Source organism: Aeromicrobium sp. UC242_57, assembly GCF_044452305.1.
Taxonomy (GTDB): Bacteria; Actinomycetota; Actinomycetes; order Propionibacteriales; family Nocardioidaceae; genus Aeromicrobium.
The window spans coordinates 1,192,338-1,218,250 of record NZ_JBIOAM010000005.1 but is presented as its reverse complement, the minus strand read 5'-3'; the positions used below and the strand labels follow the sequence as shown (position 1 = coordinate 1,218,250).

Annotated in this window: 33 protein-coding genes and 9 pseudogenes; 12 read left to right on the top strand and 30 right to left on the bottom strand. The window is 67.1% G+C overall.

The features are described 5' to 3' along the window. Positions 1–496 precede the first annotated feature (496 nt). Entirely contained in the window at positions 497–1,117 is a 621-nt protein-coding gene (locus tag ACHMWU_RS29255; RefSeq protein WP_396048974.1) for a hypothetical protein, read from the bottom strand. 38 nt (positions 1,118–1,155) lie between these two features. Then, on the bottom strand, positions 1,156–2,145 hold the full coding sequence (locus tag ACHMWU_RS29250) for a hypothetical protein (protein WP_396048973.1): 990 nt from the start codon (positions 2,143–2,145) through the stop codon (positions 1,156–1,158). A gap of 129 nt (positions 2,146–2,274) precedes the next feature. Between ACHMWU_RS29250 and arr the strand changes: the two are divergent. From arr to ACHMWU_RS29230, 4 genes and pseudogenes are all read left to right on the top strand, one after another. Beyond that, a pseudogene (gene arr, locus ACHMWU_RS29245) lies at positions 2,275–2,659 on the top strand (NAD(+)--rifampin ADP-ribosyltransferase). A gap of 116 nt (positions 2,660–2,775) precedes the next feature. Continuing rightward, entirely contained in the window at positions 2,776–3,072 is a 297-nt protein-coding gene (locus tag ACHMWU_RS29240; RefSeq protein WP_396048972.1) for an ArsR/SmtB family transcription factor, read from the top strand. Between the two features lie 27 nt (positions 3,073–3,099). Next, positions 3,100–3,747, top strand: a complete 648-nt coding sequence (locus tag ACHMWU_RS29235; RefSeq protein WP_396048971.1) for a dihydrofolate reductase family protein — start codon at positions 3,100–3,102, stop codon at positions 3,745–3,747. A gap of 62 nt (positions 3,748–3,809) precedes the next feature. Further along, the gene (locus ACHMWU_RS29230) at positions 3,810–4,217 is read left to right on the top strand and encodes an SRPBCC domain-containing protein (RefSeq protein ID WP_396049283.1); all 408 of its coding nucleotides are present in this window, start codon (positions 3,810–3,812) and stop codon (positions 4,215–4,217) included. A gap of 17 nt (positions 4,218–4,234) precedes the next feature. On the opposite strand, the gene ACHMWU_RS29225 is transcribed toward ACHMWU_RS29230, so the two are convergent. From ACHMWU_RS29225 to ACHMWU_RS29195, 7 genes and pseudogenes are all read right to left on the bottom strand, one after another. After that, positions 4,235–4,603 carry a hypothetical protein gene (locus ACHMWU_RS29225; RefSeq protein WP_396048970.1) on the bottom strand — a complete coding sequence of 123 codons (369 nt, stop codon included), beginning with the start codon at positions 4,601–4,603 and terminating at the stop codon, positions 4,235–4,237. 112 nt (positions 4,604–4,715) lie between these two features. Next, positions 4,716–4,985: a hypothetical protein gene (locus ACHMWU_RS29220; RefSeq protein WP_396048969.1), complete on the bottom strand. Its 270-nt coding sequence runs from the start codon at positions 4,983–4,985 to the stop codon at positions 4,716–4,718. A gap of 254 nt (positions 4,986–5,239) precedes the next feature. Next, positions 5,240–5,947 carry a hypothetical protein gene (locus tag ACHMWU_RS29215; RefSeq protein WP_396048968.1) on the bottom strand — a complete coding sequence of 236 codons (708 nt, stop codon included), beginning with the start codon at positions 5,945–5,947 and terminating at the stop codon, positions 5,240–5,242. Continuing rightward, the gene (locus ACHMWU_RS29210) at positions 5,893–6,453 is read right to left on the bottom strand and encodes an AMP-binding protein (protein WP_396048967.1); all 561 of its coding nucleotides are present in this window, start codon (positions 6,451–6,453) and stop codon (positions 5,893–5,895) included. Before ACHMWU_RS29210 ends, ACHMWU_RS29215 begins: the two co-directional genes overlap by 55 nt. A gap of 43 nt (positions 6,454–6,496) precedes the next feature. Next, positions 6,497–6,739, bottom strand: a pseudogene (locus ACHMWU_RS29205) (hypothetical protein); the annotation flags it as partial. A gap of 2 nt (positions 6,740–6,741) precedes the next feature. Further along, positions 6,742–6,990 carry an AMP-binding protein gene (locus ACHMWU_RS29200; RefSeq protein ID WP_396049282.1) on the bottom strand — a complete coding sequence of 83 codons (249 nt, stop codon included), beginning with the start codon at positions 6,988–6,990 and terminating at the stop codon, positions 6,742–6,744. Positions 6,991–7,197: 207 nt separating this feature from the next. Then, positions 7,198–7,323 (bottom strand): annotated as a pseudogene (locus tag ACHMWU_RS29195) (hypothetical protein); the annotation flags it as partial. Positions 7,324–7,352: 29 nt separating this feature from the next. Between ACHMWU_RS29195 and ACHMWU_RS29190 the strand changes: the two are divergent. Next, positions 7,353–7,673 (top strand): hypothetical protein, encoded by a 321-nt coding sequence (locus ACHMWU_RS29190; protein ID WP_396048966.1) that lies wholly within the window; start codon positions 7,353–7,355, stop codon positions 7,671–7,673. On the opposite strand, the gene ACHMWU_RS29185 is transcribed toward ACHMWU_RS29190, so the two are convergent. From ACHMWU_RS29185 to ACHMWU_RS29170, 4 genes and pseudogenes are all read right to left on the bottom strand, one after another. Beyond that, positions 7,570–7,983 carry a winged helix-turn-helix transcriptional regulator gene (locus tag ACHMWU_RS29185; protein ID WP_396049281.1) on the bottom strand — a complete coding sequence of 138 codons (414 nt, stop codon included), beginning with the start codon at positions 7,981–7,983 and terminating at the stop codon, positions 7,570–7,572. The two genes, ACHMWU_RS29190 and ACHMWU_RS29185, sit on opposite strands and share 104 nt — an antisense overlap. A gap of 159 nt (positions 7,984–8,142) precedes the next feature. Next, positions 8,143–8,481: pseudogene (locus ACHMWU_RS29180) on the bottom strand (carotenoid oxygenase family protein); the annotation flags it as partial. A gap of 88 nt (positions 8,482–8,569) precedes the next feature. After that, positions 8,570–9,505 (bottom strand): annotated as a pseudogene (locus tag ACHMWU_RS29175) (carotenoid oxygenase family protein); the annotation flags it as partial. Between the two features lie 36 nt (positions 9,506–9,541). Then, positions 9,542–9,934: a thiolase C-terminal domain-containing protein gene (locus ACHMWU_RS29170; RefSeq protein WP_396049280.1), complete on the bottom strand. Its 393-nt coding sequence runs from the start codon at positions 9,932–9,934 to the stop codon at positions 9,542–9,544. Positions 9,935–10,619: 685 nt separating this feature from the next. Between ACHMWU_RS29170 and ACHMWU_RS29165 the strand changes: the two genes are divergently transcribed. The 7 genes and pseudogenes from ACHMWU_RS29165 to ACHMWU_RS29135 all read left to right on the top strand — a co-directional run bounded on the left by ACHMWU_RS29165 (position 10,620) and on the right by ACHMWU_RS29135 (position 15,159). Continuing rightward, on the top strand, positions 10,620–10,877 hold the full coding sequence (locus ACHMWU_RS29165; protein ID WP_396048965.1) for a hypothetical protein: 258 nt from the start codon (positions 10,620–10,622) through the stop codon (positions 10,875–10,877). Positions 10,878–10,884: 7 nt separating this feature from the next. Further along, a pseudogene (locus ACHMWU_RS29160) lies at positions 10,885–11,322 on the top strand (acetyl-CoA C-acyltransferase); the annotation flags it as partial. 286 nt (positions 11,323–11,608) lie between these two features. Beyond that, positions 11,609–12,112 carry a hypothetical protein gene (locus ACHMWU_RS29155; protein WP_396049279.1) on the top strand — a complete coding sequence of 168 codons (504 nt, stop codon included), beginning with the start codon at positions 11,609–11,611 and terminating at the stop codon, positions 12,110–12,112. Next, positions 12,109–13,080 (top strand): SDR family NAD(P)-dependent oxidoreductase, encoded by a 972-nt coding sequence (locus ACHMWU_RS29150; RefSeq protein ID WP_396049278.1) that lies wholly within the window; start codon positions 12,109–12,111, stop codon positions 13,078–13,080. The genes ACHMWU_RS29155 and ACHMWU_RS29150 overlap by 4 nt, the downstream gene beginning before the upstream one ends. Beyond that, positions 13,077–13,907 carry a DUF1295 domain-containing protein gene (locus tag ACHMWU_RS29145; RefSeq protein WP_396048964.1) on the top strand — a complete coding sequence of 277 codons (831 nt, stop codon included), beginning with the start codon at positions 13,077–13,079 and terminating at the stop codon, positions 13,905–13,907. The genes ACHMWU_RS29150 and ACHMWU_RS29145 overlap by 4 nt, the downstream gene beginning before the upstream one ends. A gap of 144 nt (positions 13,908–14,051) precedes the next feature. After that, a complete protein-coding gene (locus ACHMWU_RS29140; protein WP_396048963.1) occupies positions 14,052–14,756 on the top strand; it encodes an acyl-CoA thioesterase in 705 nt (234 codons plus the stop codon). Positions 14,757–14,769: 13 nt separating this feature from the next. Continuing rightward, a complete protein-coding gene (locus tag ACHMWU_RS29135) occupies positions 14,770–15,159 on the top strand; it encodes a nuclear transport factor 2 family protein (protein WP_396048962.1) in 390 nt (129 codons plus the stop codon). 112 nt (positions 15,160–15,271) lie between these two features. On the opposite strand, the gene ACHMWU_RS29130 is transcribed toward ACHMWU_RS29135, so the two are convergent. From ACHMWU_RS29130 to ACHMWU_RS29050, 17 genes and pseudogenes are all read right to left on the bottom strand, one after another. Further along, positions 15,272–16,120 carry an acyl-CoA desaturase gene (locus tag ACHMWU_RS29130; RefSeq protein ID WP_396048960.1) on the bottom strand — a complete coding sequence of 283 codons (849 nt, stop codon included), beginning with the start codon at positions 16,118–16,120 and terminating at the stop codon, positions 15,272–15,274. Between the two features lie 441 nt (positions 16,121–16,561). Then, on the bottom strand, positions 16,562–16,756 hold the full coding sequence (locus ACHMWU_RS29125) for a biotin/lipoyl-containing protein (RefSeq protein ID WP_396048959.1): 195 nt from the start codon (positions 16,754–16,756) through the stop codon (positions 16,562–16,564). Then, positions 16,669–18,162: a hypothetical protein gene (locus ACHMWU_RS29120; protein ID WP_396048958.1), complete on the bottom strand. Its 1,494-nt coding sequence runs from the start codon at positions 18,160–18,162 to the stop codon at positions 16,669–16,671. Before ACHMWU_RS29120 ends, ACHMWU_RS29125 begins: the two co-directional genes overlap by 88 nt. Positions 18,163–18,658: 496 nt before the next feature. Then, a pseudogene (locus ACHMWU_RS29115) lies at positions 18,659–18,730 on the bottom strand (hypothetical protein); the annotation flags it as partial. Continuing rightward, positions 18,717–19,007 (bottom strand): hypothetical protein, encoded by a 291-nt coding sequence (locus ACHMWU_RS29110; RefSeq protein ID WP_396049277.1) that lies wholly within the window; start codon positions 19,005–19,007, stop codon positions 18,717–18,719. The pseudogene ACHMWU_RS29115 and the gene ACHMWU_RS29110, both read right to left, overlap by 14 nt. A gap of 30 nt (positions 19,008–19,037) precedes the next feature. Further along, positions 19,038–19,493, bottom strand: a pseudogene (locus ACHMWU_RS29105) (pyruvate carboxylase); the annotation flags it as partial. Then, on the bottom strand, positions 19,384–19,773 hold the full coding sequence (locus tag ACHMWU_RS29100) for a biotin carboxylase N-terminal domain-containing protein (RefSeq protein WP_396049276.1): 390 nt from the start codon (positions 19,771–19,773) through the stop codon (positions 19,384–19,386). The gene ACHMWU_RS29100 and the pseudogene ACHMWU_RS29105, both read right to left, overlap by 110 nt. Before the next feature lie 68 nt (positions 19,774–19,841). Beyond that, positions 19,842–19,943 (bottom strand): annotated as a pseudogene (locus tag ACHMWU_RS29095) (biotin carboxylase N-terminal domain-containing protein); the annotation flags it as partial. Between the two features lie 98 nt (positions 19,944–20,041). Next, on the bottom strand, positions 20,042–20,218 hold the full coding sequence (locus tag ACHMWU_RS29090; protein ID WP_396048957.1) for a hypothetical protein: 177 nt from the start codon (positions 20,216–20,218) through the stop codon (positions 20,042–20,044). Continuing rightward, entirely contained in the window at positions 20,191–20,544 is a 354-nt protein-coding gene (locus ACHMWU_RS29085) for a hypothetical protein (protein ID WP_396048956.1), read from the bottom strand. Before ACHMWU_RS29085 ends, ACHMWU_RS29090 begins: the two co-directional genes overlap by 28 nt. Next, the gene (locus tag ACHMWU_RS29080; RefSeq protein WP_396048955.1) at positions 20,541–21,101 is read right to left on the bottom strand and encodes a hypothetical protein; all 561 of its coding nucleotides are present in this window, start codon (positions 21,099–21,101) and stop codon (positions 20,541–20,543) included. The genes ACHMWU_RS29085 and ACHMWU_RS29080 overlap by 4 nt, the downstream gene beginning before the upstream one ends. Positions 21,102–21,124: 23 nt before the next feature. Then, a complete protein-coding gene (locus tag ACHMWU_RS29075; protein ID WP_396048954.1) occupies positions 21,125–22,102 on the bottom strand; it encodes an MlaD family protein in 978 nt (325 codons plus the stop codon). Beyond that, positions 22,014–22,328, bottom strand: coding sequence for an MlaD family protein (locus ACHMWU_RS29070; RefSeq protein ID WP_396048953.1), 315 nt, complete (start codon positions 22,326–22,328; stop codon positions 22,014–22,016). Before ACHMWU_RS29070 ends, ACHMWU_RS29075 begins: the two co-directional genes overlap by 89 nt. Next, positions 22,328–23,644: an MlaD family protein gene (locus ACHMWU_RS29065; protein ID WP_396048952.1), complete on the bottom strand. Its 1,317-nt coding sequence runs from the start codon at positions 23,642–23,644 to the stop codon at positions 22,328–22,330. The genes ACHMWU_RS29070 and ACHMWU_RS29065 overlap by 1 nt, the downstream gene beginning before the upstream one ends. After that, positions 23,644–24,675, bottom strand: coding sequence for an MCE family protein (locus ACHMWU_RS29060; RefSeq protein WP_396048951.1), 1,032 nt, complete (start codon positions 24,673–24,675; stop codon positions 23,644–23,646). The genes ACHMWU_RS29065 and ACHMWU_RS29060 overlap by 1 nt, the downstream gene beginning before the upstream one ends. Next, positions 24,672–25,697, bottom strand: a complete 1,026-nt coding sequence (locus ACHMWU_RS29055) for an MCE family protein (RefSeq protein WP_396048950.1) — start codon at positions 25,695–25,697, stop codon at positions 24,672–24,674. The genes ACHMWU_RS29060 and ACHMWU_RS29055 overlap by 4 nt, the downstream gene beginning before the upstream one ends. Continuing rightward, positions 25,697–25,909 (bottom strand): hypothetical protein, encoded by a 213-nt coding sequence (locus ACHMWU_RS29050; protein ID WP_396048949.1) that lies wholly within the window; start codon positions 25,907–25,909, stop codon positions 25,697–25,699. The genes ACHMWU_RS29055 and ACHMWU_RS29050 overlap by 1 nt, the downstream gene beginning before the upstream one ends. Between the last annotated feature and the right edge of the window lie 4 nt (positions 25,910–25,913).

The following is a 25,913-nucleotide window of genomic DNA, read 5'->3' as shown; positions in this document are numbered from 1 at the left end:
TCGGGGTGCTCGTGGGACGGGACATGCCCACGGTATGCCTGCCCGCACGATGCTGCCTACCGAAGCCCGTTCAGGCCCTACTCCTCGACCGCGTCGTGGCCAGGCGCCGATCTACCTGTGCTCGTACGGATCAATCCTGCGGGCGAACCGGCACTCCCCGGTTCGGCAGCGAAACCCGAGTATCGAACTGGGTGCTCGCGAGCGCCCGTTCGGACAACGTGATGAGATCCAAGACCTCGCGCGCGACATATGCCTTGGCGCCACGTTCGATCGACTTTGTCGCCAGGATTCCCGCAAGGCGGACCTCCTCCCACGATGCGCTCGCGGCGGGGAGAGACACATCTTTCCGTTCATGAAGACCCATTCCATCAAAGGTTAAGGATCTAAACTTTGATAGAGGACGATCTGACATAAGCGAACTGACCAACCTTGTATCGTCACCGACCAGGCCTCGATCGTCCGCTGTGCCGATGCCCCTTGTCGCGGCCAAGCCCGTTCAGACGCTTTCTTCGGCCAAGGTCATGGTCGGCAGCCAGTCGGCCCCGAGCAGCTGCGCCAGCTCCGTGAGGCCGGCGGTGTCGCTTCCCGCCGTGTCGGAGGCTGCGGCGATCCGCTCCACCATGACCTTGCCGACCTGCTCCTCGACCGTGCCCTCGGCGTACGCGATGTGCCACGGCGAGACCTGATGATCGCGGTGGGTGCGACCTGTCACCTGCCGCGCGGCGATCCCCGAGAAGCGGGCCTGGTGGAAGATGCCGACCCGCGGCTCGGTACTCGCCTGACGCCCATCGGCGAGGGTCTCACCGGCGTGCAGGCTGATCGAGGCGACCGTCGTGAAGACGCAGACCTTCGCCTCTCCGGTCTGGAACCGGAGCCGCTCGGCCTCGACGTCGAACCGGTCGCGGCCGTAGATCGTCGCGACCTCGATGCCGCTCTCACGCAGTCGGTCGACGATCGGATCGGCGGCGGTCGCGACGAACTCGACTGAGCACGCAACCTGACGCTCAGCCTGGACCTGCTGGGCGATCCAGGCCACGGTCGAGTCGACGCGGATCAGCCCGGCCTTTCTGCCGAAAGCGCAGCAGTGCGGCTCGGCCCTTCGCAACGTTGCGTCCATGTCGCGCGATGTCCATCTCGCGGCAGAACTCTCCCCACTCAGACTCGTAGGCAGACCGCTCTGTCGGCGTGAGCGTCACCGGCATGCCTGAGATCGGCACCGGTCCCCACGGCGCCGCGCGGTGCAGCATCGCCGGAGGACGCTCGTCGGCGAGCCAGCCGCGCACCGGCTTCGAGGTCCGCCGCACGTCGAGCGGGGTCGGTCGTCCACGTCGCGCCGTAGCGGCCGCGCTCCACCCCGACGCCGTGGCTCTCGAGCGCAGTGGCGAACGCGGTCCCCCGTTGCGTCCCCGAGGCCCAGTCGCGCATCGGCTCGCTGAGCACCTGCGCATAGGCGGGAGCAAGGTACGGCAGCTCGAGCGGCGTGTGCCCGGGGGTCGCGGTCGTCGCGATGACGAACGGCGCCTTGTCGTGTGGCCGCGCATACCCCGAGACCGTCGCCCACAGCTTCCACCGCTTCGTCGTCGTGCGTCGCAACGCGTGAGCCTCATCCGCGATGATCACGTCCCAGGTGTGGTCCTTGACCTTGTCGAGCCGGTCCCACGTGATCACGACCCAATCCAGTCCCCCGTCGCCCAATGCCGTGATCGTCCGGCACCAGTGGCCGATCGTGATGGCTGCGGGCCGATCTGCCACGACGAGCACTCGCTGCGCGCCACGGAGGTCGCCGACCGCAGTCGCGCCGAGGACCGCCGAGATCGTCTTGCCCACACCTGGCTCATCGGCCAGGAGAAACAACCGGCCACCCGCCGCAGCACGCTCGGCGATCGCGTCGGCCGCTTCGAACTGGATCTTTCGGGGCTCGAGAGCACCCGTCGGTTCGGGGCTGGGCGTCGGATCGCCGGGGTTCAGGGAGTTCTCGATGAACCGACCGAGCGTGTAAGGGCCCGGAGCGTACGGCACGAGGTGCGCAGGCAAGGCTCGTCCGACGTATAGATGGGTCTTGACCGCCGGATGCCACGTGGCGCCGTCGACCTGCATCCCGTACGGGATGTCGAGCACCCACACCCGCTCACCCGGCCCGGCCACAGGCAACGGCCGCGGTGGCTGTCGACGAGCGCTGGATCGGCGACGACTGGATCGACGAGTGGTGGGCACCCCCGGACGCTACACGGCTCTCCGCCTCGAACAGAGCTGACGTGCCCGTACGCTGAGCAGATGAGCGATGTGCTGGATGCGGGGCCGTTCTTCCACGGCACCAAGGCCGAGCTGCAGGTGGGCGAGCTCCTGACTGCGGGCTTCCGCTCGAACTACCGGCCCGAGATCGTGATGAACCACATCTACTTCACCGCGCTGGTCGATGGTGCCGGACTCGCCGCAGAGCTCGCGGCGGGCGACGGCGTCCCTCGCGTCTACTCCGTCGAGCCGACGGGTGCTTTCGAGAACGATCCGAACGTCACCGACAAGAAGTTCCCCGGCAACCCGACCCGGTCCTACCGCAGCACCGAGCCCCATCCGCGTCGTCGGCGAAGTGACCGACTGGACGGCGCTTGACCCCCGAGGCGTTACAGGCCTGGCGCAACAGGCTGGCCGCGATCCTTGACGACGAGCGCGGCGAGATCATCAACTGACACACAGTCGAACATCAGTCGGTTGACGAACGTCCGACCCTGACTCATAGTTAGGCGTGTGCCTAACTATTACGACGAGCTCGACGTCGTGCTCCGCGCCATCGCGGATCCGACGCGCCGGGCCGTCGTCGAACGGTTGGCGAAGTCGCCGGCCGTCGTCTCCGAACTCGCGGCACCGTTCTCGATGGCGCTGCCTTCGCTCATGCAGCACCTGCGGATCCTCGAGGACGCAGGGCTGGTCACGTCGCAGAAGCACGGTCGCGTCCGCACCGTGAGCCTGCGACCGGGCGCCCTCGACGTCCTCCATCTGTGGCTCGGCGAACAACGCACTCCCGCAGAACACCAGGCGGATCGGCTCGGCATCCACCTCGACAGAGCCACCTGACCTGCACCACCCCGAAGGGAACCTCACATGACACGTGTCCGTATCGACTTGAACATCTCGCTGGACGGCGTTGCCGCACCCAGCGACCCGACCCCAGAGAACCCGATGGGTGAGGACTGGGGCCCACTCACGGCCGCCTACATCTCAACCCGCACGTTTCAGGAGCGCGTCCTCGGCAACACCAGCGGCACCGGCACGACCGGCGTCGACGATGCCTACGCTGCGGCGTACTTCGCTGGTATCGGCGCCGAGATCATGGGTGCCGCGATGTTCGGCTTCCATTCCTTCCCCGACGATCCGGACTGGAAGGGGTGGTGGGGCGACGAGCCGCCGTTCGGCGCACCCGTCTATGTCCTCACCCACACCGCGCCGCGCCCGTCGATCCCCATGCAGGGCGGTACGACGTTCCACTTCCGCAACGGTGCGATCCAGGATGTGCTCGCCGAGGCGACCGAAGCTGCCAGCGGCAAGGACGTCCGCGTCGGCGGCGGCATCGGGACTGCCCGTGAGTTCCTGCGCGCGGGCCTTGTTGACGACCTGCATGTCGCGATCGCCCCGATTCTGCTCGGTCGTGGCGGACGGCTGTGGGACGACGTGCGCGGCCTCGAGCACACCCACACAGTCAAGACTGAAGTTGCCGAGAGCGGCACGATCCACGTCACCTTCACCCGATAGGCCGTCACACATGACCATCGAACGCCGCCTCGCCCGCGCCGATTTCACCCTGACCCGCGACTATCCCGCTCCCGTCGAACGGGTGTGGGACTCATTCGCCGAGGAGGCACAGAAGCCGCTGGTGGGGTGCTGGCGACGCTGCAGAGCCCGGCGAGTGGAAGTTCGACTTCCGGGTCGGCGGACGCGATGTCGCCGAGGCGAAGTTCCACAACGGGCCCCTCTCGCGCTACGAGGCCACGTACACCGACATCGTCGAGCACGTCCGCATCGTCACGACGTACGACATGTGGCTCGACGGGGTCCACATGTCGACGTCGGTGGCGTCGCTCGAGCTCGAGCCCGTCGAGGAGGGCACCCGGTTCACGCACACCGAGCACGGCGTCTTCTTCGACCAGTTCTGGGCCGACGGGACGGGCCGCGAGCAAGGCACCCGTGGCCTCCTCGACGCTCTGGGCAAGCACCTCGGGTAGCTCCGCGGGGGCGCGGCTCAGTCCAGTGGGGTGTCGACCCAACCGACGAACCGGCTGCCGACGCCCGGGATCTCCGCACGGATTTCGTCAGGGAGCGGGCGCGGCACATCGGAGGGTTGATGGTGTTCGCAACTGACGTAGGTGAACACCGGCCACCACTTCTTCGGCCGGGCCTTCTCGGCGAACCCGCAGACATGGCACACCAGATCGACCCACACGGGCTTCTTGCCGGTCCGGTTGGCACGGGACTGGACCAACCACGGCGGCGGGTTGTCCTCGATCTCTCGAAGCTGGGCTTCGGTGAGCTTGGTGGGCAGGCCGTGTCGGGCGGCCATCTCCACGGGGATGTCCAAGCGTTGGGCAGCGTCGCGGCGGGTGATCATCATCTTCCACGATAGTCAGTGCCGCTGAGAGGACACTCGACTGCGGTGACCCAGCGACGTGTCCGCGGATGGGACAGGTCGCTGAGTCACCGCCCTGACAAGAGGTGAGTCAGGCTCAGATCAGGTTGAACGTGACTCCGCTGATCTCGACGGACCGCTCGGCCACCTCGGCACCGTCGACGACACCCAGGTCGATCGCGGTCATCATCTTGACGTCGCCCTGGACGAAGCGCACGGTCCGCGAACCCAGCTCGATGTACGGGACACCGTCGACCGTGGCGACCTCGAGGCCGAACAGCTGACCCCACTTGGCCGACTGGGCGGCCGGGTCGGGAGAGCTGACCTCGACCGCGAGCACCTCGTCGATGAGCGGAGCGGCAGGCACCTCGGCGTCGACGTCGTCCCAGAACCACTTCGTGGGGTCGGCGATCTCGTCGAGCTCGATCAGCAGACCCAGGTCGCCGGGGTGCAGCTGGATGATGCGGTGACCGTAGACCTCGAGGTCCTCGATCGTCCGGACACCCAGCTCGGCCGCGTTGGCGATGAAGGGCGCCAGGTCGTCGACCTGGATCGACAGGCCGTAGCCGCCGCCGGTGCCGCCGACCTTGGCGACCCAGCCGGCGATCGCAGCCTCGGGCTTCAGCGCGCCGACGGCTCGAGGTGCGCCTCGGGGCCGACCCGGAACGTCTGGTCGTCGATCCCCAGGGGCTCCAGCAGCGGATCGGCGAAGCCCGTGGCCAGGCCGAACGTCTCCTGGAACTGTGCGCTTGCCTTCTCCATGTCGCCGGTGCCGATGATGACCTGGCGAATCGTGGTAAAACTCATCCGATGTTCCTCTCGTGCCCGGCCCACCACGGGGGCGCGGAGCTCTCGCTTCAAAACCTTCCCGGAGGGGTTCCGGGCAGCTGTCCGATGATCTCCACGGCGGTCGGGCACTTGTAGTGCGCGAGACGTTCGCGGGTGAACGCGATGAGCTGCGGCCTCGTCGATCGTCTCGCCGGCCTTGGGGACGACCACCGCGAGCGGCGTCTCGCCCCACTTCTCCGACGGGACGCCGATGACGGCGACCTCCTGCACGGCGGGGTGCGCCATGATCGCGTTCTCCACCTCGGCGGGATAGATGTTCTCGCCACCCGACATCAACAGGTCCTTGATGCGGTCCTTGAGGAAGACATAGCCTTCGGCGTCCATGTAGCCGGCGTCGCCGGTGCGGAACCAGCCGTCGGGCCAGAAGGCGTCGGCCGTGGCCGAGGGGTTGCGCCAGTAGGCCTGCGTGACGCCGGGGCCGCGGGTCACGACCTCACCGACGACACCCGTCTCGCACAGCTGACCGGTGTCGGGGTCCATGATGGCGACCCCGACGCCGGGACGGCGCGACCGGCCGAGCGCAGCTTGCTGTTCTCGCTGACCACGTGGTCCTCAGGACGCAAGAACGTGGTGACGCCGATCGTCTCGGTCAGGCCGTAGCTCTGCGAGAGCTGCGCACCGAAGACCTTCTGCGCACCGAGCATGACGGTCTCGGAGATCGGCGATCCGCCGTAGACGACGTGCTCGACGCTGGAGTAGTCGGCCGCGGACGCTTCGGGGCTCGTGATGAACAGCTGCATCACGGTCGGCACCATGATGACGTGCGTCGCCTTGTGACCGACCAGGAGACCGAGCATGTTCTGCGGCGTGACCTCGGTGAACTGCACGATCGAGCCGCCCGTGGCCAGCGTGATGAGCGACCATCCGCCGGCAGCGATGTGGTAGTACGGCGTCGGCACGAGGCTCACCGATGACGGCGACGGGTTGAACAATGCCCCGAACGCCTCGACCGCGAACAGCATCCCGGCGACGGTCGTGGGCGACACCCTTGGGACGTCCCGTCGTGCCCGACGAGTACATCAGCGAGCACAGCGTGTCGCCACCGGTGTCACGTTGCGGATCCACCGCCTCCTGCGCGGCGAGCCACGGCTCGAACGCCGTCCAGCCCTCAGCGACGGAGAGTGAATCGGTCTGCGAGAACACCAGACGCAGCCCCGACCAGTCGGCCGGCACGAGCGAGGTCAGGTGCTCCTCGACCAGGATCGCGGCTGGGTCAGCGTCATCGAGGATCCAGGCGATCTCGGGCCCCGACAGCCGGAAGTTGAGCGGCACGATCACGACACCGGCCTTGGCTGCGGCGAAAGAACAAGCTCCCAGTACTCCGTCGCGTTGCGGGCCAGGTAGGCGACGCGGTCGCCGGCCGACAGCCCGGCCGCGACCAGCCCCGACGCGATGGAGTCCGAACGGGTCGACAGCTCGCCGTACGTCGTCGAGCGTCCCTCGCCGACGATGGCCGGCGACTCCGGGCAGGCGAGATTGTTCGCGCGAATCACGTCAGCCAAGGTGTTGCGTGTGGTGCTCATGCTTCTCCCCTCTCCAGGTGTCGTCGGATCGGGGCGATCGACGATCGTGATGTCGTGGCCCGCGAGGACCGTCTGGCACTGGTCACAGCGGAAGGTCGGTTCGAACGGTTCGCCGCAGACCTTGTGACGGGTCTGCATCGCGGGCCCTTCGGCGGCCTGGAACCACTCCTGGCCCCACTGCAGGACTGCGGCGATGACGGGATAGAACGCCCGCCCCTTCTCGGTCAGGTGGTACTCGGCCCAGTCGGGTCGTTGCGGGTTCTGGGGTCGCGACGAGCACGTCGATCGCGACGAAGGCCCGCAGCCGTTCAGCGACCAGGGTCGGCGGCGCACCGAGGCTCGACTCGAAGTCGGAGAATCGGGTGACGCCCCGGAACGCGGCCCCCAGCAGCGCCGACGCCCACCGGTTGCCGAACACCAGCATCGTCTCGGGAAACAACCCCGCCAACGAGTGCGAGGGGTCGGAGTCCGAACGCCGACGCGTCACCGACTCCGGCACCGACCGTTCCCACGATCCGCTCGGACCCCACTCGGCGACGACGTCCTTCGCACCGACCGGGTCCTTGCAGGCAGCACAGGTCAGCACCGGCGAGAAGTCGCTGTCGCACAGCGAGTGCCGCATCGTGGGCAGCGTCGGCTCTTGTCGACCCACCGACGTTCCCACTCCCAGATCGCCAGCATGAACGGCCACAGCGCGCGGCTGCGATCGGTCACCAGGTACTCGGCCCGCAGCGGGTTGGTCTGGTAGATGTTGCGCCGCAACAGGCCTTCGCGGACCAACAGGTTGAGCCGGCTCGTGAGCACCGAGTTCGAGATCGGCAACGCCTTCATGAACTGCCCGAACCGTCCCACACCCTGCAACGCCTGCTGCAGGATCAGCAGCGTCCACTCGTCGCCGAGCAGGCCGAGGCTGCGGCCGATCGCGTTGGTCGCGCCCGGCTCGAGGTGGGTGGGACGTGTCTCCAGGTCGGAGGAGACGTTCGGGTCAGACATGGGTCTAGAATCCCACCGCGTCCGCGGCCGAGTCGGACGTCTGCCAACGACGCAGGTCCGAGCCGGGCGCCCACGTCGAGTGGGTGCCGCTGGAGACCCGTTCGGGCAGCTTCGCTTGCAGACCGGGCCGTCGCTGACGCGGGCGGCGTCGAAGACGAGCGCGAACGACGCATCCTGGTTCATGTCGGTCGTGATCGTGATCAGGTAGCCGTCGTCCTCGGCGGTGCTGCCGATGCGAGGCGCCATCGCGGTCTCGCTGCCGTACACACCGTCGCCGAACGAGATGCGCTCCTCGGTGCCGTCCTGCAGATCGTGCTTGACGAGCCCGTCGAACAGGAACCACGACGGCTTGCCGGTCGCGGCGTACGCGTAGCGGTACTTGCCGCCGGTGTACGAGCCGTTCATCATGCCGAACTCGGTGATGGTGTCGCTGAGCTGTTCCTCCTTGACGAGCCCCGTCACGAGGTTGAGCCGCCAGCGGTGCAGCCGCGACTGCATGCGGTCGAGCGCCAGGAAGCGGAACGCCCGCTCCCGAGTGATTGCCCATCCCGTTGTCGGCCGGTTCCGGATCGCCCTGGAAGAAGCCGTCGAGCACGATCTCGTCGCCGTCCTCGTAGGCGTTGACGAAGTGCAGGACGTACGTCGCCTCAGCCTCGAACCACTTGATGTCCTTGGTCTGGCCCTTGCGCGGGATGACGCCGAACCGGGTCGGCATGTCCTTGTGGAACCGGGCGATGTGCGCATCGCTCTTGAGCGCCTCCTCGTCCCAGAACAGCGGGCAGTCGTTGAGGATCGCGTAGTTCTCGGTGAACGCCATGTCGTGCGGCAGCCGCGGCCCGGGCAACGGAATGTCGACATAGTGACTCAGGTCGTTGTTCTCGTCGACGACGCCGTAGTGCATGTACGGCGCTTCCTTGCTGTAGTTGAAGAACAGCATCTCGCCGGTACGGTCATCGACCTTGGGGTGCGCCGAGACGCCCCACTCGAACGGGAACTTGCCGTTCCACGACTCCTTGCCGAACGTCTCGGCCGACATCGGGTCGACACGGTAGAGGTCGCCGCACTGGTAGAAGCTCGTCAGCGCAACACCGCGGTGCACGACGACGTCGGTGCTCGACGCATCCTTCATCCGGCGGCGGGCGCCCCAGCCGTCATCGCGAAGAGCGCTGGAGGGACGTTCGGCGAGACCCGCCCACAGCGCGTGCCCGGCTTCCTGCTCGGCCATGAAGCCGTCGGTGCGGATCATCCGGTTGCGGTAGAACGCCTTGCCGTCGCGGAAGCCGACGACGTGGATCATCCCGTCACCGTCGAAGGGATGGTAGTTCTTCAGCGAGGGGTGGACGGGGTTCTCGGTGTTGCGCAGGTAGACGCCGTCGAGGTCGGACGGGATCTCGCCCTCGACGATCTCGAGGTCGTCGGCCTTCCACTCCGTCGTCTGCGGCTGCCACGGACCCGTGCGGTACGGGTGATCGTCGTCCGCGGGAAGCGTGGACAGGATCCGGCCGACAACTTCAACGTCCATCGTGTGGTGCTCCTCTTCGTTCTTGCGTAGTGAGTGTCAGGCGGTGGGTGCAGCGCCGACGACGAGGCTGACCGTCGTCGCGGTGCTTCCGCCGAAATTCAGGGTGCCGAAGGTCTTCGCGCCTTCGACCTGGTAGTCGCCGGCGGTGCCGCTGACCTGCTTGCTCGCGTCGAGCAGCATGCGGACACCGCTGGCGCCGACGGGATGTCCGCCGCCGATCAGGCCGCCGCTGGGGTTGATCGGCAGGCGTCCGCCCATCTCGATCTCGCCGTTCTCGATCGCCTTCCACGACTCCCCCGGCCCGGTCAGGCCGATGTGGTCGATCGCGACGTACTCGCTCGGGGTGAAGCAGTCATGCGTCTCCAGCCCGTCGAGGCCGTCGAGCGTCGTCCCGGCCCGGTCGAAGGCATCGTTGACGGCGTCGCGCAGGTGCGGCAGGACGTACGGGTTGTCGGCGTCGCGGTCGGCTTCTGCGCGAGGCCGAGTCCGACGGTGCGGTGACCCCAGCCCAGCACCTGGGCCAGCGGCGTCGCGTTGACGCCGGGGTTGTTGCGCAGATAGGTGTCGTTGACGAGCACGACTCCGGCGCCGCCGTCGGTCACCTGGCTGCAGTCGAAGCGGCGGATGCGTCCTTCGACAACGGGGTTGCTCGCATCGTCGCGTCCGACACCGCCGACGAGGTCGGGCACGTCCCAGCCGCGGGTCTGAGCGTTCGGGTTGCGCTTGGCGTTGGCGAAGTTGATCTGGGCGATGGCTCGCAAGTGGACGTCGTCGATGCCGTAGCGCGAGTCGTACTCGTCAGCGACCTCGCTGAACATGAACGGCCACATGTAGGTCGCGTCCTGGCCTTCGTGGCCGACCCAGGCGGCTGCTCCGAGGTGCCCGGCCGCGGCGTCGCCGCTGACGGTCTTCTCCAGCTCGATGCCGACGACCAGGGCGCTGTCGTAGTGACCGGCCTTGAGGTCGGCCATCGCGGCCAGCACCGCGATGCTGCCCGAGGCGCAGGCGGCTTCGTGCCGTGACGACGGCGTGCCCCACAGGTCGGGGCGGACGGTCGCGGGCATCGCGCCGGCTGGCCCTGTCCGGCGAACAGCTGGCCGAAGGCGTTCGCGACGTGGACGACGCCGATCGAGGCTCCGCCGATCGACGCTGCTTCGAGCGTGTGGTCGACGACTTCGCTGGTCAGATCGGCGAAATCCTTGCCTTCGCGCGTCAGGTTGCGGGCGAAGTCGCTCTGGTAGCCGCCAAGGACCCAGATGTTCTCGCTCATCACGCTCTCCTCTTCGTCGCCGCACAGCGGGGTTGCCAATGTGCGGCAACCGTACTACAACTAACAGAGTATCTCCACCAGTTGAATCAGTCACTCGAATGAGGAAGCGATGTCTGAAGCCTTCGTCCTGGACTACGTCCGGACCCCACGCGGCAAGGCCAGCCCCAAGGGCGGCCTGCACGCCCACTCGGCCCTCGACCTGGTCGTCCACCTGCAACAGGCGCTCGTCGAACGCAACGACCTCGACGTCGAGCAGATCGACGACATCGCGATCGGCTCGGCCTCCCAGGTCGGCGAGCAGGGCAGCAACATCGCCCGCACCGCGGCGCTCCTCGCCGGCTGGGGCGACAGCGTCCCCGGCTACACGCTCAACCGGTTCTGCGCGTCCGGCGTCGACGCCGTCGGCCAGACCGCTGCACGCATCCGCGGCGGCGACCTGCAGCTCGCCGTCGCCGGCGGCGTCGAGAGCGTCTCGCGCGTGCCGATGTTCGCCGACAAAGGTCCGCTGTGGGCCGATGACGACATCATCCGCACGATCGGCTCGGTGCACATGGGCATCGCCGCCGACCTCAACGCCACGATCGAAGGCCTGAGCCGCGAGGACTCGACACCTACGGCCTGGAGACCCAGCTCAAGGCGGCCAAGGCCCGCACCGACGGTGTCTTCGCTCGCTCGCTCGTGCCCGTCCCGGCCAAGGGAGACAGCCCCGGCCTCGACCACGACGACTCGTCCGGCCCGGCACCACGCTCGAAGGACTCAGCCAGCTGCCGCCAGCATTCGCCGAGCTCGGCGCCTCGGGACAGGACGCCATCGCACTCGGTGCCTTGAAGGAGATGGGTGCCTACTCCGGCGTCTCGGAGATCCAGCACCTGCACACCGTGGGCACCGCCCCCGCGATGGCCGACGCCTCCGCACTGCTCCTGGTCGGATCGGCCGAGGCCGCCGAACGCGCCGGAGTCGCACCGCGGGCCCGCATCATCGGATCGGCATCCACCTCGGTCAACCCCGTCGTGATGCTGACCGCTGGCCAGAGCGCCGTCGAGCAGGTCATCGCCCGCGCCGGCCTGACGCCCGCCGACATCGACGTCTTCGAGTTCGCCGAAGCGTTCTCGGCCCTGTGCCTGCGCTTCCGGCGCGACCTCGACGCCGGCCCCGACCGGATGAACCCCAACGGCGGAACCATGGCGATGGGCCACGCCTTCGGTGCCACCGGCGCGATCCTCGTCGGCAGCTGCGTCGAAGAGCTCGAACGGCGCGGCGGACGCTACGGAGTCGCCGCCGTCAGCGGTGCCGCCGGGCTCGGCGTCGCCGTCCTCGTCGAGAGGATCTCGGCATGAGCCGCCCGCTCGAAGGACAGGTCGCCATCGTCACCGGTGGCGGCAAAGGACTCGGCCGCGCCTTCGCGCTGCACCTCGCCTCGCAGGGTGCCGCGATCGTGGTCAACAACCGCAACCGAGTCGTCGACGCCGACGGCCGCAGTGCCGCCGACTACGTGGTCGACGAGATCGTCGCAGCAGGTGGCCGCGCCGTCGCCAACTACGGTGACGTCGCCGACGCTCCAACCGCCGACGCGCTCGTCCGGGCCGCACTCGACACCTGGGGACGTCTCGACATCTGTGTCACGAGCGCCGCGATCAGCGCACCGCAGCTGTTCCACAAGCTCGACGTCGACGACTTCACCCGGCTCATCGACATCAACGTGACCGGCACGGCGCTCATCGCGTCAGCCGCGATGCGCGTCATGCGCGAAGCCGGACACGGCCGCATCATCCTGGTCGCGTCCACCTCGGGCCTGCACGGGTTCCCGACCGTCGCGGCCTACGCCGCCAGCAAGGGCGCCGTCATCGCGCTCGGTCGCACCGTCGCCGCTGAAGGTGCCGGCAAGGGCGTGCTGACCAACGTCATCCTGCCGTACGCCACGACGCAGATGACCGAGGACGGCATGGACATGCAGTACGCCGACACCCTGCAGCCCGACGCCGTCGCCCCCATCGTCAGCGTCCTCGCCGATCCCGCCTCGACGATCAACGGGCAGGTCATCGTCGCCGCCGCCAACGGCCTGCGGGTCGCCGATGCGGTCGAGGGCGGAACGGTCACCTTCGACGGCTCCACCCTCGGCCCCAACACCCTCGCCGAGCTCATCACCCAGAGCCGCGACGGCAAGCAGCACACCTACACCCACGCGCACGAGGCGTTCCTGGACTTCGCGTCGCGCCGCCTGAGCCCCACTTTGTTGGTTGAGGCGCCCGAGGAACGAGGGCGTCTCGAAACCAATCTCACCCCTTCACCAGAAAGCCACTCATGAACGACATCCCCTGGGGCGATCTCGCCCTCAACCTGCTGGCCGTCATCGCCGCCACGATCGTGTTCATCGGCGCGATCATGGCCACCGCGATCAAGATCAAGAACCAGTCGATCATCGACATCTTCTGGGGCCCCGGATTCGTCGTCGCCGCCGTGGTGTCCTACCTGGTCTCGGCTCGCGGCGACGGCAACGACACCCGCCGCCTCGTCGTGCTGGTGCTGACCGCCGTCTGGGGCCTGCGCCTCGGCGCCTACATCGGCAAGCGCAACATCGGCCACGGCGAGGACCGGCGCTACACCTCGATGATGCGCCAGCGCAAGGATCAGGCACTCATCCCGTTCCTGATCCGTCGCATCTACGGCATGCAGGGCGGGCTGATCATCCTGATCTCGCTGCCCGTGCAGTTCGCGATGTACCAGAGCGAGGCGATCGGCATCATCGGCTCGATCGGTATCGCGATCTGGCTCATCGGCTTCCTGTTCGAGGCCGTCGGCGACTGGCAGCTGGCCCGGTTCAAGGCCGATCCGGCCAACGCCGGCAAGGTCATGGACCGGGGACTGTGGGCGTGGACCCGTCACCCCAACTACTTCGGCGATGCCTGCGTCTGGGTCGGCCTGTTCCTGCTGGCACTCGGCGCCCCGTGGGGTCTGGTCGCCATCGTCTCCCCGATCGTCATGACCAAGCTGCTCACGAGCTTCAGCGGCAAGGCCGTCCTCGAGCGCGGCATGCGTCGCAGCAAGGGTGAGGCGTACGAGGCCTACGTCGCAAGCACCAGCGGCTTCTTCCCGCTTCCGCCGCGTCGCAACAAGACCGTCACCCCGAGCTGATGCACACCACCGGGACCCTCACCGGCTGTTCGTCCTCGAACGGACCGGTGACGACATCTGGGTCGGGAAGACCGACGGCGTCAAGCTGCCGCAGCTGTTCGGGGGGCAGCTCGTGGGCAGTCGATCATTGCGGCCGGCGCCAGCGTGGACGACAAGCTCGTCCACTCCAGCCACACGACGTTCCTGCGCGGCGGGCTGTCGGGGCTGCCTGTGACCTACCAGGTCAACCGGTTGCGGGACGGTCGGAACATGGCGACCCGCGAGGTCAGCGCCTGGCAGGGAGATCGGCTGCTGTGCCGTTCGACGATCTCGTGCGCCGCACCGTCCGAGGGCTTGTCGCACAGCCGGCTTGCGCCGCAGTACCCCGGACCCGACGACTGCCCCAGCCTGCAGGAAGTGTCGGCCGTCGACGGCGGGCTCGGCGAGTACTGGGACGACTTCTCGACCGTCGAGGTGCGCCTGGCACCTGATCCGGCCGAGCAGGCCCCGCACTCCGCCGCCCCACCGAATGCCATGTGGATGCGGTGCACCGACCAGCTGCCGGACGATCCGCTCGTGCATCGTGCGACGTTGGCCTACATCAGCGACCTGATGTTGATGTCGACCGCCGTCACGCCGCACGGTCACGTGTCAGGTCACGAACGTAGCCTGGCCAGCCGCTGGAACGCCGTCTCCTTGGACCACTCCATGTGGTTCCGCGGTGACATCCGGGCCGATGAGTGGATGCTGTTCGAGCACACCACTCCCCTGGCCCACGAAGGTCGTGCCCTCATCGAGGCCGCCGTCTTCGACCAGGCCGGCACGTCACTGTGCCAGGTCGCCCAGAAGCTTCTCATCCGTCCCATCTGACATCGGAGAACCCATGACCCAGTCCACCCACCCGAACATCGTCCTGCTCGACCGGATCATCGCCGCCGCCGAGGCCGGCGACCCGGCCGATCTGTTCGACATCTACACGCCCGACGCCGTCATCTGGCACAACCACGACAACAAGGAGCAGACCGTCGAGCAGAACGCCAAGCTCCTCGTCGGGATGAGCCGTTGGGTGTCGGATCGTCGCTACACCGAGCGTCGCGTGACGGCGTTCGAGGGCGGCGCGGTCCAGCAGCACGTCCTGCGCGGGACCCGGGTCTCGACCGGCGAAGAGGTCGCCCTCCACGCCTGCGCCGTGATCACCGTGAACTCTGAAGGCAAGATCACGAGGTTGGACGAGTACATCGACAGCGCCGAGGCCGCCCAGCTCGCCCCCTAACCACGCTGAGGAGGGGGTTACCGCCCTTCGAGGAGGTACTTGTGGCCCCGCGACGAAGTTGTCGCAGGGCCACAACCACCTCGTCGCGGGGCGGTAAGTACCTCGTCAGCGGTCAGCCGCGGAGCTGAGCGGAGAGCGGGCAGTCGAAGGGATCGCGGGCCCGGATGCCGACATTGTTGAGGTAGTCGATGACGATCCCGTACGACGTGAACAGCCCGACCTCCATGTAGTCGATGCCCTCGCGTTCACAGTGCGCCTTGACGTACGGCTGGGCCTTGCGCAGGTTGCAGCGCGGCATGCTCGGGAAGAGGTGGTGCTCGATCTGGTAGTTCAGACCGCCCATCGCCCAGTCGACGACCGGGTTGCCCTTCACGTTGCGCGACACCATGACCTGGCGGCGCAGGAAGTCGAGCTTCATCCCGGCCGGGATGATCGGCATCCCCTTGTGGGCCGGCGCAAACGAGGCGCCCAGGCAGAAACCGAAGACAGCCATCTGAACCGCGAAGAACGCCAACGCCTTGCCCAGCGGCAAGAAGGCCAGCAGCACCCCGACGTACACCGTCAGTCGCGTGACGACGAGGAACAGCCGACCCGGCGCCACGGCTGGGTGGACGTCTTGTCGCGGGCAGCACGGATGCTCTCGGCGTGCAGGTTGAGCCCTTCCAGCGTCAGCAGCGGGGAAGAACAGCCAGCCCTGCCGCTTGACGAACCAGCCGGCGAAGCCCGTCGTCCGCTGGGCCACGATGCCGGGGGTGAAGGCGATCGCACCCGGACCGATGTCGGGGTCGTAGCCTTCGAGGTTGGGTCCCTTGTGGTGCATGTTGTGCTTGGCCCGCCACCAGGCGAAGCTCAGACCGGCGAACCCGCCGGCGAGGATGCGCGCCGTCCACGCATTCCACGACGCCGAGGTGAACATCTGCCTGTGCGCCGCATCGTGACCGAGAAAGCCGAACTGGGTCACGATGACACCGAGCAGGGCGGCCAGGATCAGCTGGAACCACGAGTTGCCGAGCCAGAAGAATCCGACCCCAGATAGCGAAGAACGCCGCGACGTGCGCGCCGATCTGCCACCAGTAGTAGATGTGCCGCCGCTCCAGCAGTCCTGCTTCGCGGACGGTCTGCAACAGCTCGGTGAAATGGCTGACGTACGGCTCGCTCGGAGCCTGCCTGACCGGAAGTTCCTGCGTCATGTGTGGCCCCTTTTCATCCATCCTGACACAACCGGCCCATCCCGCCCACCAACTTTGTCGGTTTCCCACGAGGCCCAGGGAAAACAGCACCGTCCGAGGGTGCCATCACGCACCAAGGGTCTTCCGCACGTACCTCGCGCTGTAACACGAGGTACGTGCAGAAGACCCTAGGTCTCGTGGGAAACCGACGCGGCGGGAGCGGTCGGGGGCGGCTAGGCCAGGACGAGCAGCAGGTCGCCGCCTTCGGCCTGACGGGTGTCACCGATGACGAGCCTGGCGACGGTTCCGGCGTTGGGCGAGGTGATGGACGCTTCCATCTTCATGGCCTCGATCGTGGCGACCGTCTGACCGACCTCGACCGTGTCGCCCTCGGCGACGAGCGCGTGGACGACGCCCGCGAACGGCACCGCGACGTGCTTGGCGTTGCCGGTCTCGGCCTTCTCGGCCGTGGCGACCTGGAGTCGACCGACTGGTCGCGCACCTCGGTGGGCCGCAGCTGTCCGTTGATCGTGCCGAGGACGTTGCGCATGCCGCGCTCGTCGGCATCACCGATCGCCTCGACACCGAACAGCAGGAGCTGTCCCTCGGCGACCTCGACCTCGGTCTCGACGTCCTGCTTCAGGCCGTACAAGAACGCCTCGGTCGGCACCATCGTCAGATCGCCGAACTCGACGCGCGCTGCGTCGAACTCCTTGGTCGGGCCAGGGAACAACAGCCGGTTGAGCGTGTGTCGACGGTCGTTCTCGAGCCCCGCGATGTCGTCGGACGACAGCTCGGTCACGGCCGGCTTGGAATGGCGCCCCTGTAGGGCCTTGGTGCGGAACGGCTCGGGCCAGCCGCCGGGCGGATCGCCCAGCTCGCCAGACAAGAAGCCGATGACCGACTCGGGGATGTCGAACGAGGCCGGGTCGTCGGCGAAGGCCGCCGGATCTGCACCGACGGCGACGAGGTGCAAGGCGAGGTCGCCGACGACCTTGGACGACGGCGTCACCTTGACGACGTTGCCGAGGATGTCGTTGGCCGCGGCGTACATGTCCTCGATCTGCTCGAACTTCTCGCCCAGCCCCAACGCGATGGCCTGCTGGCGCAGGTTCGACAGCTGTCCGCCGGGAATCTCGTGCCGGTACACCCGGCCGGTCGGCGCAGGCAGGCCCGACTCGAACGGTGCGTACAGGCGGCGGGTCGCCTCCCAGTACGGCTCGAGCGCGTTGACCGCGTCGATGTCGAGTCCCGTGGTGCGGGCCGCGTAGTTCGTCGCTGCGACCAGACCGGACATCGACGGCTGCGACGTGGTGCCGGCGAGCGCCGCCGAAGCGACGTCGACCGCGTCGACACCCGCCACGATCGAGGCGACGAGCGTCGCCATCTGACCGCCGGCGGTGTCGTGCGTGTGCAGGTGCACCGGCAGGTCGAAGCGCTCGCGCAATGCCATGACGAGCGTCCGTGCGGCCGGGGCACGCAGCAGACCGGCCATGTCCTTGATCGCGAGGATGTGCGCTCCGGCCTCGACGATCCGGTCGGCCAGCTCGAGGTAGTAGTCGAGCGTGTAGAGCTTCTCGGCCGGATCGGACAGGTCGCCGGTGTAGCAGAGCGCGACCTCGGCGACTGCCGTGCCAGTGGCCCGCACCGCCTCGATCGCGGGGCGCATCTGGTCGACGTCGTTGAGGGCGTCGAAGATGCGGAAGATGTCGATGCCGGTTGCTGCCGCCTCGGCCACGAAGGCATCGGTGACCTCGGTCGGGTACGGCGTGTAGCCGACGGTGTTGCGCCCCCGCAGCAGCATCTGCAGGCAGATGTTGGGGCGCCGCCGCACGGATCGCGGCCAACCGGTCCCACGGGTCTTCCTTCAAGAACCGCAGGGCCACGTCGTAGGTCGCGCCGCCCCAGGCCTCGATGCTCAACAGCTGTGGAGTCATGCGGGCGACGTACGGTGCGACCTGCACCAGGTCACGGGTGCGCACGCGGGTCGCGAGCAGCGACTGGTGGGCGTCGCGGAAGGTCGTGTCGGTGACGGCGACATTGTCCTGCTGGCGCAGGGCCGCCGCGAATCCCTCGGGGCCCAGCTCGAGCAGCTGCTGACGCGAACCCGCAGGCGCCGGAGCGGTCAGGTCGATCTCGGGCAGCTTGGACACCGGGTCGATGCTGGTCGGCGATGCGCCGTTCGGCTTGTTGACCGTGACATCGGCCAACCACGACAAGATCTTGCCGGCCGGGTCGGAGGCGCCTTGGGCCTCCAACAGCTCGGGGTGCTCCTCGATGAACGACGTCGTGACGTGTCCGGCCCGGAAGTCGTCATTGGCCAGCAGACCCTTGAGGAAGGGGACGTTGGTCGACACGCCGCCGACGTGGAACTCCGACAGCGCCCGCTCAGCACGGGTCACGGTCTCCTCGAAGTTGCGCCCACGACACGTCAGCTTTCGACAGCAGCGAGTCGAAGTGGGCACTGACGACGGCGCCGGTGAACGTCGTGCCGCCGTCGAGGCGCACGCCTGGTCCGCCCGGCGACCGGTACGACGTGATGGTGCCGGTGTCGGGGCGGAAGCCGTTGGCCGGATCTTCGGTCGTGATGCGGCACTGCAGCGCGAAGCCGCGCGCCAGGATGTTCTCCTGCACGTCGAGACCCAGGTCTGCGAGGGTCTCGCCCGCCGCGATACGCATCTGCGCCTGCACCAGGTCGACGTTGGTGACCTCTTCGGTGACCGTGTGCTCGACCTGGATGCGGGGGTTCATCTCGATGAAGACGTAGCGCCCGTCAGCGCCGAGCAAGAACTCGACTGTGCCGGCACATGCGTAGTTGATCGAGCGCGCGAACCTGACGGCGTCGGCGCACATCGACTCGCGGATCTCTTCGGGCAGGTGCGGTGCCGGAGCGATCTCGACGACTTTCTGGTGCCGGCGCTGCACCGAGCAGTCACGCTCACGCAGGTGGACGGCCGAGCCGGCCGAGTCGGCCAGGATCTGCACCTCGATGTGACGGGCGTCGACCACGGCCTCTTCGATGAAGCAGGTGGGATCTCCGAAGGCACCGTCTGCTTCACGCATCGCCGCTTCGATGGATTCGCGCAGCTTGGCCGGATCGTCGACCCGGCGCATGCCACGGCCGCCACCGCCGGCAACAGCCTTGACGAACAGCGGGTAGGTCAGCACGTCCGAGGCGCCCAGGAGCTCGTCGACGTTGGCCGACGGCTCGACGGACTTGAGCACCGGGAACGCCTGCGGCCTTGGCCGCTGCGATCGCCGAGGCCTTGTTCCCGGGTGGCTCGAGGACTTCTTTCGGCGGACCGATGAAGGTGATGCCCGCAGCGTGGCACTCCTCGGCCAGATCGGGGTTCTCCGACAAGAAGCCGTAGCCGGGGTAGACGGCGTCGGCACCTGCTTTGACCGCGGCAGCAACGATCGCCTTCGGGTCGAGGTAGGCCCGCACGGGGTGCCCCGCTCACCGATCTCGTACGCTTCGTCTGCACGTACGCGGTGTTCGGAGCCTCTGTCCTCGTAAGGGAAGACTGCTACGGTTTCGACGCCCAGTTCATGGGCGGCACGGATGGCACGGATCGCAATTTCGCCGCGGTTGGCGACCAGGATCTTCTGGAACAACGGGATCGTCCTTGCTCGAAGAAGTGAAACCCCAACCCTAGTCGCCAGATGTTCCAACTAGCGAGACCCCCGTCTCACATAATGGTACGCCATCTCGGTCAGAGTGGTGTCAGCCCCGAGATCTTCCACACCTTTCCGACCTTCTTCGCCTCGATCGACAGCTGTGCCGCCGGATAGCTCGCCTCATTGTCCTTGGCCCGCTGGCTCGACTGGTCGAGGAACACCAGCAGGCTCGCCTTGTCGTCGCTCAGCGACTTGACCCCAACTGCCTGCACCGTCGCCGTGAGCACGAGCTTTGGCCGGGCGCTCGCTTCGCGAGCGACTCGATCAACGTCTCGTACTCCTTGCTCGCGTCACCGGTCAGCACCTCCCGAGCCGCCGTCTGCGTGCGGGCAGGATCTGCGTAGTCGTAACTCAGGACGCTGGTCAGCGCCCTCGAGACCTCGGACTGCACCCGCGACGTCGCCGCCGAGTCAGTCAGCGCCTTGTTCTGCGCCGAGTCGGTCGAAGTCAGGTCGTGCGCCATCCACCAGCCGAGCAGGCCGACCGCGACCAACAGTCCTGCCAGGGCGATGCGCCGGCTGTTGCGAACTACCGTCATGACAGGTCCACCGCTACTTGCTGCAAGTTCTCCAACTTCCATTCACCCTTGACCTTCACCAGATCTGCACTGAATCGGTTGCGCTTGACCGTCGGCTCAGCATCGGGCTTCGCATCGTCGGTGACCGTGATCTCGACGGCGGCGATGACCGTGGCCGTCGTGTCGTCGAGGCTCGTGACCGCGGCGTCGATGACCTTGCCGACCGAGATCTTCTTCTGATCGGCCAGCAGCTGACGATTCTCTTGGTCGACCTGCGCCAGCTGGTCGTTCAGCGTGCCGGTCGTGACGGCCGCCCAGCCCTTCAACCCCTCGTCGACCTTGCGGTAGTCGAGCGAGTTGAGCGTCACGATGTGCTGGCGCGCCGTCATCAACACGGTGTCGCGAGTCTTGGCCAGGGCGACGGCATCGTCGTTGGCGGCACTGCGCCATGCGAAGAGCCCGGACGCGGCGACCGCGAGTGCGAGAACGACCAGCGCCCACTGCAGCCACGGCTTGCGGGACGCAGGCGCATCGACGGCCCCTGTCGTGGAGTCTGACGTCGTGGACTCGTCCTGCATCGGGACCTCTATCTGTTGGGTGCTCATTCGCCGCCGCCCATGAGGTCTTCCAGGGACGTCGGGACGCTGATCTTTGCCGCGACCGGAGCGCCACTCTTCGACGCCTTGCCCTTCGCGGGCTTCGACGCCGATTTTGGCACGCTCTTGGGTCCGCGCACGTTGACCCCGGTCGACGGTGCCCGCGTGCAGCCAGCCGAGGTGTTGAACGCCTTGCCACCAGAGGTCTGCAGACCAGGTCGCACCGTGGTTCCGCCATATCCGCTCGTGCACGGAAGCGGATCGAAGTAAGTCTGGGCGAGCCCGAGATTGACCCCCTTGGAGGTGTTGATCGCCCAGCCAATGCTGAGTGCCTCGGGGATGCGGATCAGCGCATCCTCGACTCCCGCAGCATTCGTGCCGAAGACCTGCGCCGTCGACACAAGATTGCTCATCAGCACGCCCAGCGGGGTGCCGACCTCGTCGAACAGACGATTGAACGAACGCGCGGCCGCCGGCGAGTTCGCGATGAGGATTCGCAGATCCCCATCGGAGCTGGCCAGTGTCTCGGCAAGCAGGCTCAGATCGCTGCTGAAGTTCTTGATGCTCGTCGCCGATTCCTGCTGCGTGCTGAGCACCGTCGAGGAGTTCTTGATCAGACCGGCGGTGACCAAGAAGTTCTTGTCAGCGGTCTCGGCGAACTCCTCGGACGTCTCGAGCAGCCTGGTCAGGTCATCGTGAGAGCCGCGGAACCACTCATATCCTTCGTCGATGACGGTCTTGAGCGAGTCTTGGGGCACCGAACCAGCGAAGTCGCGACCCGAGCGAAGCACCTCGTCGATCGGCGGTGGCAGCGACTCGGCCGTGCCGACGAGGTGGTCACCGTCGGCCAGCACCTTGTCGGTCGTGCCGGCGCCGCGCAGATCGATGTACTGCTCACCGATCGTGGAGCGGTTGGCGACCCGCACCGTGACATCGGCCGGGATCTGCGGCGCACCGGACTCGATGTGCAGCCGGGCCGTCATCCCGTCCCTGGTGGGGAGTCAGCTCCTTGATCCGGCCGACTGGCACACCTCGGTAGGTCACCTCGCCGTTGGCGAAGGTTCCGCCGGCATCGGGCAGGGCCACCGTCACGCTGTACCCCCCACCGAACACGTTGAGGCCGACGTACTTGACGCCGAGGTACAGCGTGGCGAGCGCTCCGATCACCGCGAAGGCGACGAGCTTGATCTTGATGCGACCGGTCAACATCAGTTGTCACCGTCCTTGTTTTCACGGCTCGGATCCGGCGAGGGTGAGTCGCTGGACGACGGCGTGGTCGGATCTGGGCTGGGAGTGGAGCCCGACGTCTCAGACGGTTGGGGCGAGGGCGAGCCCGTCGGGGACGGCGAGTCGCTGGGCGACGGCGTCGGCACCGTGATGGTGGGCTCGGTCGCTCCGGGAACCGGCGAGCTGGTCGGCGGGAGCAGCGTCGGAGCAGCGTCCTCTTCAGATGCTCCTCGGAAGCTCGTGCCCGACACCCCTGAGGCTCCGACGGGCTGCGGCCAGACACAGCCGATCGCAGCACAGCCCGACGGCACGGTACGGAAGTTGGTCTCGATGAAGACGTTGAGGTAGTCGCCCTTGATGGCGCCGAGCACCGAGTCGGGGAACGGGTACGTCAACAAGATCTCGAGCGAGTTCGGCAGGTCGGCGCCAGCCTTGGCCAGCTGCTGCAGGATCGGCTCGAGCGCCTTGAAGTCGGCGATGATGTCTTCTTGCGCCTTGTCGAGCGTGTCGACCGTGACGCCGGACAGCTTGTCGAGTGCCGTGAGCATCGCGACGAACTGCTTGCGCTGCTCGACCATGACCTTCATGCCGGGGCTGGCTCGTCGAGCACCTTGACGATCTTGTCCTTGTCGGCGTCGAGGGTCTTGGACAGCTCGTTCAGTCCGTCGAGGGCTGCGGTGATCGACTCCTTGCGGTCGTCGAGCCCGGAGACGAAGGTGTTCATCTCGTTGAGGAAGCCCTTGATCTGCTCGGGTCGTCCCACGGAGATCTGCTGCAGCTCCCCGCGAGATCTCCTGGAACTGGCCGATTCCGCCTCCGTTGAGCACCATCGACAACGCTCCGAGAACCTGCTCGACCTGTGCGGCCTGCGAGGTCTCGGCGATCCCGAGCTTGGCTCCGGTCTTCAGAGCCGGCCCGGCGACCGGTGTCTCTGGGCGCACCAGGGCGACGTACTTCTCGCCCAGCAAGGAGGTCTGCTGCAGGCGGGCGGTCGTGCCGGCCGGCAGGTCGACGTCACCGTTGACCTTGATCCTGACCCGGGCGCTGTGTCCGTCGGAGTTGAGCCGGATCTTGTCGACTCGTCCGACTGCGACGTTGTCGACCTTGACGCTCGACTGCGGCACGAGGTCGAGGACGTCGTCGAAGTCAGCCTCGATCGTCATAGGACTCGAACCGAGGTCGGCACCGCCGGGCAGTGGCGTGTCGTAGACACCGCCGCTGAGCATCCCGCAGCCGCCCAGTGTCAGGGCGGCAGCCGCCGCGACGGAGGCGACGGATGCGATCTTGAGCTTCCTCATCAGTTGCCTCCCACACCGGGCAGCAGCACCGGCGGCGCGGACTTCGAGGTCTGCGCGCTGAGACCATCGTCGGCCCAGATCGTGACCTCGTTCAGGTTGCCGCGGCCATCGAGCGAGTTCTGCTGCGGGTTGTAGGCCTTGAGGTAGTTCTGCAGCAGCAACGGGATGAGTCGCACTGATTCCTCCAGGGAGTCCTTCTGCTTGACCAAGACCTGTGTGGGACCGAGCAGGTTCTCGACGCTGGTCTTGAGGTTGTCGCGGTTGTCGTCGATGAAGTCGTCGACGATCCCCAGCGCGTCACCCAAGTTGGCGACGGCCTCGGCCAGGTCTTGGCGGTCTTCGGCCAGGTAGTCGGTGACGGCCGCGAACTGCCGGTTGACGTTGGCGACGCCGCGGTCATTGGCCACGAGCATGTCGTTGAACTCCTTGAAGTTCGCCAGGGTCGCGAAGAAGTCGTCACCGGTGTCGGAGAGGGTTCCGGTCGCCTCGCCGAACTCGGAGATCATCTGGTTGATGTCGGCGCCCTGACCCTTGAGGTTCTCGGCTGCGACGTCGAGCAGGTCGGAGAGCGCACCGTCTTTGTTGGCGCCATCGGGCCCGAGGCGATCACCGGCATCGATGAGGCTCGCATAGAGATCGTCGATCTCGACCGGAACAGCCGTCCGCGACGTGGCCAGCACGTCGCCGTCCTTGAGCTTGGCGCCACCGTCGTAGGGCTCGGTGAGCTGGACGAACCGGTCGCTGACCAGGGTCGGCGCCACGATCACCGCATTGGTGTTCGCCCCGACGTCTTGGCCTTTGTTCGGCTTCATGGAGACCGTGACGCTGCCGCCGGTCGGCTCGACTGCGGTGACGGTGCCGACTCGTACGCCGAGCACCTGCACCTCCGATCCAGGGTAGAGACCGATGGTCGCATCGAACTTGGCCTTGAACTCGGTGCCTTGGCCGGAGACCACCGTGCGGTAGCCCACGAATCCGGCGAGCAGGACCGCCGCGATCAGCGCGAAGCGGATTGTCTTGCGGCGCGTCATTCTCCGCCTCCCTTGGCAGGATCACAGTTGCGTTCGACATCGTTCTGCAGCACTGGGTTTCCGCTGGCGTCGAAGAGGCCACATATATAGGAGTCGACCCATCGGCCGTTGCCCAGCGCGGACGCGAGGACCCGGTAGTAGGGGCCGAGCTTCTCCAGGGCCGCATCGAGGTTCTCCTGGTTGCGGCTGAGGATCGCCGAGACACGGTCGAGCTTGGCCAGAGCCGGCTTGAGCTGCTTCTCGTTGTCCTTGACCAGGCCGGACAGCTCGACGCTGAGCAGCGAGGTGCCCTTCAGCATCTTGCCGACCGCCTCGCGGCGCTGCTCGAGCTCGCCGAGAAGCGAGCTGCCGTCGTTGATGATCTTGGCGAACTCGCCATTGCGGTCCTTGAGGGTGCCGCTGACCTTCTTGGTCGACTCGAGCAGCCCGGCGAGCTCGTCGTCGCGGCTCGAAATCGTGCGGGACAGATCAGTCAGGCCGGCGACCATCGTGCGGACCGACTCGGGGGTGTCCTTGAAGACGTCGCTGAGCACTTCGAAGCTCTCTTCCATCTTCTCGGTGTCGATCTCCTCGATGTTGGTCGACAGATCGGAGAAGGCGGCGTTGACGTCGTAGGGCGTCGTCGTGCGAGCCAGGGGGATGGCGCCCTTGAGCGGCTTGCGCCCCTGCGGGTCGAGCGACAGGTACTTCTGCCCCAGCATCGTCTTGACCTTGACTGCGGCGGAGGTCTGGTCGCTGAGGTCGACGTCCTTGACCCGGAACTTGACCTCGACGACCTTGCCCTCGAGGGTGAGGTCGGTGACCTTGCCGACCTTGACGCCGGCGATGCGGACCTCGTTGCCCTTCTTGAGGCCACCGGCCTCGGCGAAGTTGGCGCTGTAGATCTTGCCGCCGCCGATGATGGGCAGCGAGTCGGCGCGGAACGTCACGATGAAGATCAACGCCAGGGCGGTGAGCCCGGCCAGCGCGACGACGACGAGGTTCCGTTCGGCGAACGCTACGGGGTACTTCTTGCGGGCCATCAGCGGCACCTTCCTGCGATGGGCTTGACTCCCAGGTCGCCCATGTAGCCCTCAGGCAGCGGGATGCGGCCCTCGATCGAGCAGACATAAAAGTTGAGCCACGAGCCGTAGCTGCCGATTCGGCCGATGCGGTCGAGCTTGGTGGGCAGCGTCTTGAAGAACTTGTCGAGCGTCGGCTCGGCGTCGGCGAGGTTGGTCGACAGGTCGTCCAATGCC